Consider the following 4516-nt stretch of genomic DNA (forward strand, 5'->3'; position numbering starts at 1 on the left):
CGTTCCTCTTTTACTTTGTTAACTCGGACTCTTCAATCCATTCTGTTAGCTTTTCTCGCAGCGTATTAAATCCGTTCTCAGATGGATTCGGTATAAGAATCCGTCCTTGTTTTCTTTTCGCCGCTTTTAACGATAAACTCATTTTTCTGTGTTCTTCATCAATTGAAAGTACTTTTACTTCTACTGTATCGCCGACTTTTAAAAAGTCATGAATATCCTTTACATATCCATTTGTAATTTCAGATATATGCACAAGCCCTTGTGTTTCTGCATCTAACGCTACAAATGCACCGTAATCTTGAATCCCAGTCACTTTCCCTGTTACAACCACTCCTGTTGTATATTGTTCTGACATATGAAACACTCCCATACGTTTACCATTTTCTCTACAATTGTAGATAGCAAAGCAGATGATTTATTGTTAAATATCCGATTAGTTAGTACGTACCCGGAGTAAAGCTACTCAGGATACGCATACCTTATATTAGTAAATTATACCACTATGATAGAACTCATTCAAAATTAACGAAAAATTTCCTGTAGTACGTATAATTCTCCAATATTGGGATAGAATACTAACACATGGCTTTCTAGTATTCCCCCCCTTTTATGGACAAAACGTATTATGTTTTGTCCTTTTTTTATTTTCTATAAACCGTTCCATTCTCTTCATTGCTTCCATTAGTTGTTCAAGTGATGTTGCATACGAGCAACGAATAAACCCTTCACCACTTTCACCAAATACACTTCCAGGTACAACTGCCACTTTTTCTTCTAATAATAACTGTTCTGCAAATTCCGCCGAAGATAGCCCAGTTGAAGAAATAGAAGGAAATACATAAAATGCTCCGCCCGGTACATGACATGTTAATCCCATTTCATTGAAAGATGTCGTCATAAAATTACGACGTTTCTTATAACTATCTCTCATTCGAATTACTTCATCATTCCCCGCACGTAACGCTTCAAGTGCTGCGAACTGGGACATCGTCGGTGCACACATCATGGAATATTGGTGGATTTTAAGCATTAATTCTGAAAAATGAACAGGAGCTGCAATCATACCGAGGCGCCATCCTGTCATCGCAAACCCTTTTGAAAATCCTGAAATTAAAATCGTATGCTCGCGCATATTTTTAATACTCGCGAAACTTGTATATACTTCGTCGTATACAAGCTCTGCATAAATTTCATCAGATAATACGATTAAATTGTACTTCTCAACAATCACCGCTATTTCTTCAAGCTCGGATTTATTTAACATCGCACCTGTTGGGTTATTTGGTGAACAAAGTAAAACTGCCTTTGTTTTCGCTGTAATAGCTGCTTCAATTTGTTCTGGTTGTACTTTAAATTCATTTTCTAAAGTAGTCGCCACAGGAACTGGGACTCCTCCAGCTAATGTCACAAGCGGTGCATAAGAAACGAAACTCGGTTCAATAATGAGTACTTCATCATCAGGATTTATAATGGCACGCATCGCTACATCTAACGCCTGACTCGCTCCAACTGTAACAATGATTTCATCGTTTGGATCATAAGATACTGCAAATTGTTTTTTTAGATACTTTGCTATTTCTTGACGTAGCTCCAATAATCCTGCATTTGCTGTATATGACGTATATCCTTGTTCTAAAGAACGGATACATGCTTGCCTTACATTCCAAGGTGTAACGAAGTCAGGCTCTCCTACTCCAAGAGAAATAACACCTTTCATATTTGCCGCTAAATCGAAAAACTTTCGAATACCAGATGGTTGTAAAGATTCTGCTGCTCTAGATAGTTCAAATTGCTTCATGGTGTCACCACAATCCGCTTATCATCATCATTTTTTTCATAAATAATTCCCTCATGTTTATACTTCTTCAAAATAAAATGCGTTGTCGTAGAAACGACAGATTCAATTGTTGCTAATTTCTCAGAAACAAACATCGCTACTTCTCCCATTGTCTTTCCTTCTAATGTAATAGAAAGATCGTATGTCCCTGACATTAAATACACAGACTTTACTTCTGAATAACGATAAATTTGTTCAGCAACCGCATCGAACCCAACACCGTGCTTTGGCGTAACTTTCACATCGATCATTGCCGTTAAACCTGTATGTTCTTTCACCTTCGTCCAATCGATATGTGTTACATAATCCACGATAATCTTTTCCGCTTCTAATTTTTCAACCATTTTCTTTACTTCTTCTACTTCTATATTTAACAGCTTCGCTAATGTATCTACAGATAATCGACTACTTTTTTCAAGACAAGCTAATAATTCTAATTCCTTTTCTGTCACCATATAAATCATCCTTCCTTTTCGTTTGTGTCTAAATTATACAAATACCCTTTCCAGTTTGAAAAGAAGATTTTTTTAGTGAATTATGTCAAAATAAAGTGAAACTTTAATCCATGGAAAGGTTCACCCCATGGATTATCAGCTCGCAACAATCGGGCTTTTACGAGCAGTTGCTTTCCCGCCTAAACTCTTTGCTTGAACTACTTTTTAAGGGAGGAAGCTTACTGTCCGTTAAAGCGGGGAAAGTGAAACGTTAATCAGCGGAAAAATACGTGATAAAGCGAAAGGGGATGGAACCGTGAAACCAAAAGTTTATATTGCTGAACCAGTTCCAACATTTGTAGAAAAATATTTATCAGAACACTGTTATTATGAAAAATGGGAACAAAATGAGAAAGTACCTCGTGATGTTCTATTAGAGAAAATACAAGATAAAGATGGTTTATTAAATTTTGGATCTGCTATTAATGAAGAATTATTAGATGTAGCTCCTAACTTAAAAGTAGTAAGCAACATTTCTGTCGGTTACGATAATTTCGATTTACAAGCGATGGAAAAGCGAAATGTAATCGGAACGAATACACCATACGTACTAGATGATACAGTAGCTGACCTTGTTTTCGCTCTTATGTTATCTGCTGGTCGCCGCGTTTGCGAACTCGACTCCTACGTAAAGAACGGTGAATGGAATGCCGAAATTGGAAAAGAGCACTTCGGACTAGATGTACACCATAGTACAATCGGTATTATCGGTATGGGCCGAATTGGAGAAGCCGTTGCAAAACGAGCAAAATTCGGATTTGATATGGATGTTCTTTATTATAACCGTCGCCGTAAAGAAGAAGCTGAGCAAAAATTCGATGCTACATATTGTGATTTACAGACGCTACTCAAACAATCTGACTTTATTGTTCTTCTTACTCCATTAACAGATGAAACATATCATCTTATTGGAGAAAAGGAATTTTCATTAATGAAAGAAACAGCAATCTTCATTAATGCTTCTCGCGGGAAAACAGTAGATGAAGAAGCGTTAATCCATGCATTAACTAAAAAGAAAATCTTTGCAGCAGGCATCGATACGTTTACACAAGAGCCGATTCAAAAAGATAATCCGCTCTTATCATTACAAAATGTCGTGACTTTACCGCACATTGGATCTGCAACATTAAAAACTAGGCAGCAAATGGCTATGACAGCCGCTGAAAATTTAGTTGCAGGGTTACAAGGAAAAACACCGCCTCATATTGTTCGCGGGTAATGATGAATAAACGAAAGGCAAGATGACACCGTCATCTTGCCTTTTTTTGTTAACATATTTTTCTCTGCCTTGGAGATGATATGAACAAAAATCAATGGAGTGACAAAAAATGAATCATGAATATACTTGTCCTTATTTCACTTTTTCCACTCGCGGCACTACGATTCATTACGAATTGTATGAACATGACAACAAAACAAAGCGTCCTACTTTCGTACTCGTTCACGGCTTTTTATCTTCCTCATTCAGTTATCGCCGCCTCATTCCTTTATTATCGAAAGCAGGAACAGTACTGGCTCTTGATTTGCCACCGTTCGGAAAAAGCGATAAGTCTCATCTGTTTAAGTATTCTTATCACAATTTAGCAACGGTTATTATTGATTTAATTGAACATTTATCTCTCTCAAATATTGTATTAGTTGGACATTCTATGGGGGGCCAAATTTCTCTTTATGTAAACCGTATACGCCCTGAATTAATCTCAAAGACAATTTTACTATGCAGCTCTAGCTATTTAGCACGCGCAGCCTTACCTTTACTGTACTCTTCTTATTTACCGTTCTTTCATTTATACGTAAAGAACTGGATTATACGGCGCGGGATTGTTCATAACTTAATGAATGTCGTTCATGATCATTCATTAATTGACGACGAAATGAAGGAAGGTTACTCCGCTCCTTTTTATGACAACCGTATATTCCCCGCTTTAACTCGTATGATACGAGACCGTGAAGGTGACTTATCTTCAACTGAATTACAAAAAATTGAAACACCTACACTACTCATTTGGGGCGAAAAAGATCGCGTCGTCCCAGTACATGTAGGTCATCGGCTACACAAAGATTTACCAAATTCGAAATTTATTTCTTACGAAAATACAGGGCATTTACTACCTGAAGAAAAACCTGAACATGTTTATGAAGAAATCATCGCTTTTTCTGCGCAATAATTATAAAGTGAAACTTT

Annotated in this window: 5 protein-coding genes; 2 read left to right on the forward strand and 3 right to left on the reverse strand. The window is 36.9% G+C overall.

The annotated features are described in order from the left end of the window. Positions 1-10 precede the first annotated feature (10 nt). From yugI to KI369_RS24965, 3 genes are all read right to left on the reverse strand, one after another. A complete protein-coding gene (gene yugI / locus KI369_RS24955; RefSeq protein ID WP_000003765.1) occupies positions 11-355 on the reverse strand; it encodes a S1 domain-containing post-transcriptional regulator GSP13 in 345 nt (114 codons plus the stop codon). Between the two features lie 252 nt (positions 356-607). Beyond that, entirely contained in the window at positions 608-1798 is a 1191-nt protein-coding gene (locus tag KI369_RS24960) for an aminotransferase (protein ID WP_212957961.1), read from the reverse strand. Next, positions 1795-2292: an Lrp/AsnC family transcriptional regulator gene (locus tag KI369_RS24965; RefSeq protein ID WP_000255699.1), complete on the reverse strand. Its 498-nt coding sequence runs from the start codon at positions 2290-2292 to the stop codon at positions 1795-1797. The genes KI369_RS24960 and KI369_RS24965 overlap by 4 nt, the downstream gene beginning before the upstream one ends. A gap of 265 nt (positions 2293-2557) precedes the next feature. Here KI369_RS24965 and KI369_RS24970 point away from each other — a divergent pair, with 265 nt between their 5' ends. After that, the gene (locus KI369_RS24970) at positions 2558-3550 is read left to right on the forward strand and encodes a 2-hydroxyacid dehydrogenase (RefSeq protein WP_212957965.1); all 993 of its coding nucleotides are present in this window, start codon (positions 2558-2560) and stop codon (positions 3548-3550) included. Positions 3551-3659: 109 nt separating this feature from the next. After that, the gene (locus tag KI369_RS24975; RefSeq protein ID WP_212957963.1) at positions 3660-4499 is read left to right on the forward strand and encodes an alpha/beta fold hydrolase; all 840 of its coding nucleotides are present in this window, start codon (positions 3660-3662) and stop codon (positions 4497-4499) included. Positions 4500-4516: the final 17 nt, after the last annotated feature.

The organism is Bacillus sanguinis, assembly GCF_018332475.1.
GTDB lineage: Bacteria > Bacillota > Bacilli > Bacillales > Bacillaceae_G > Bacillus_A > Bacillus_A sanguinis.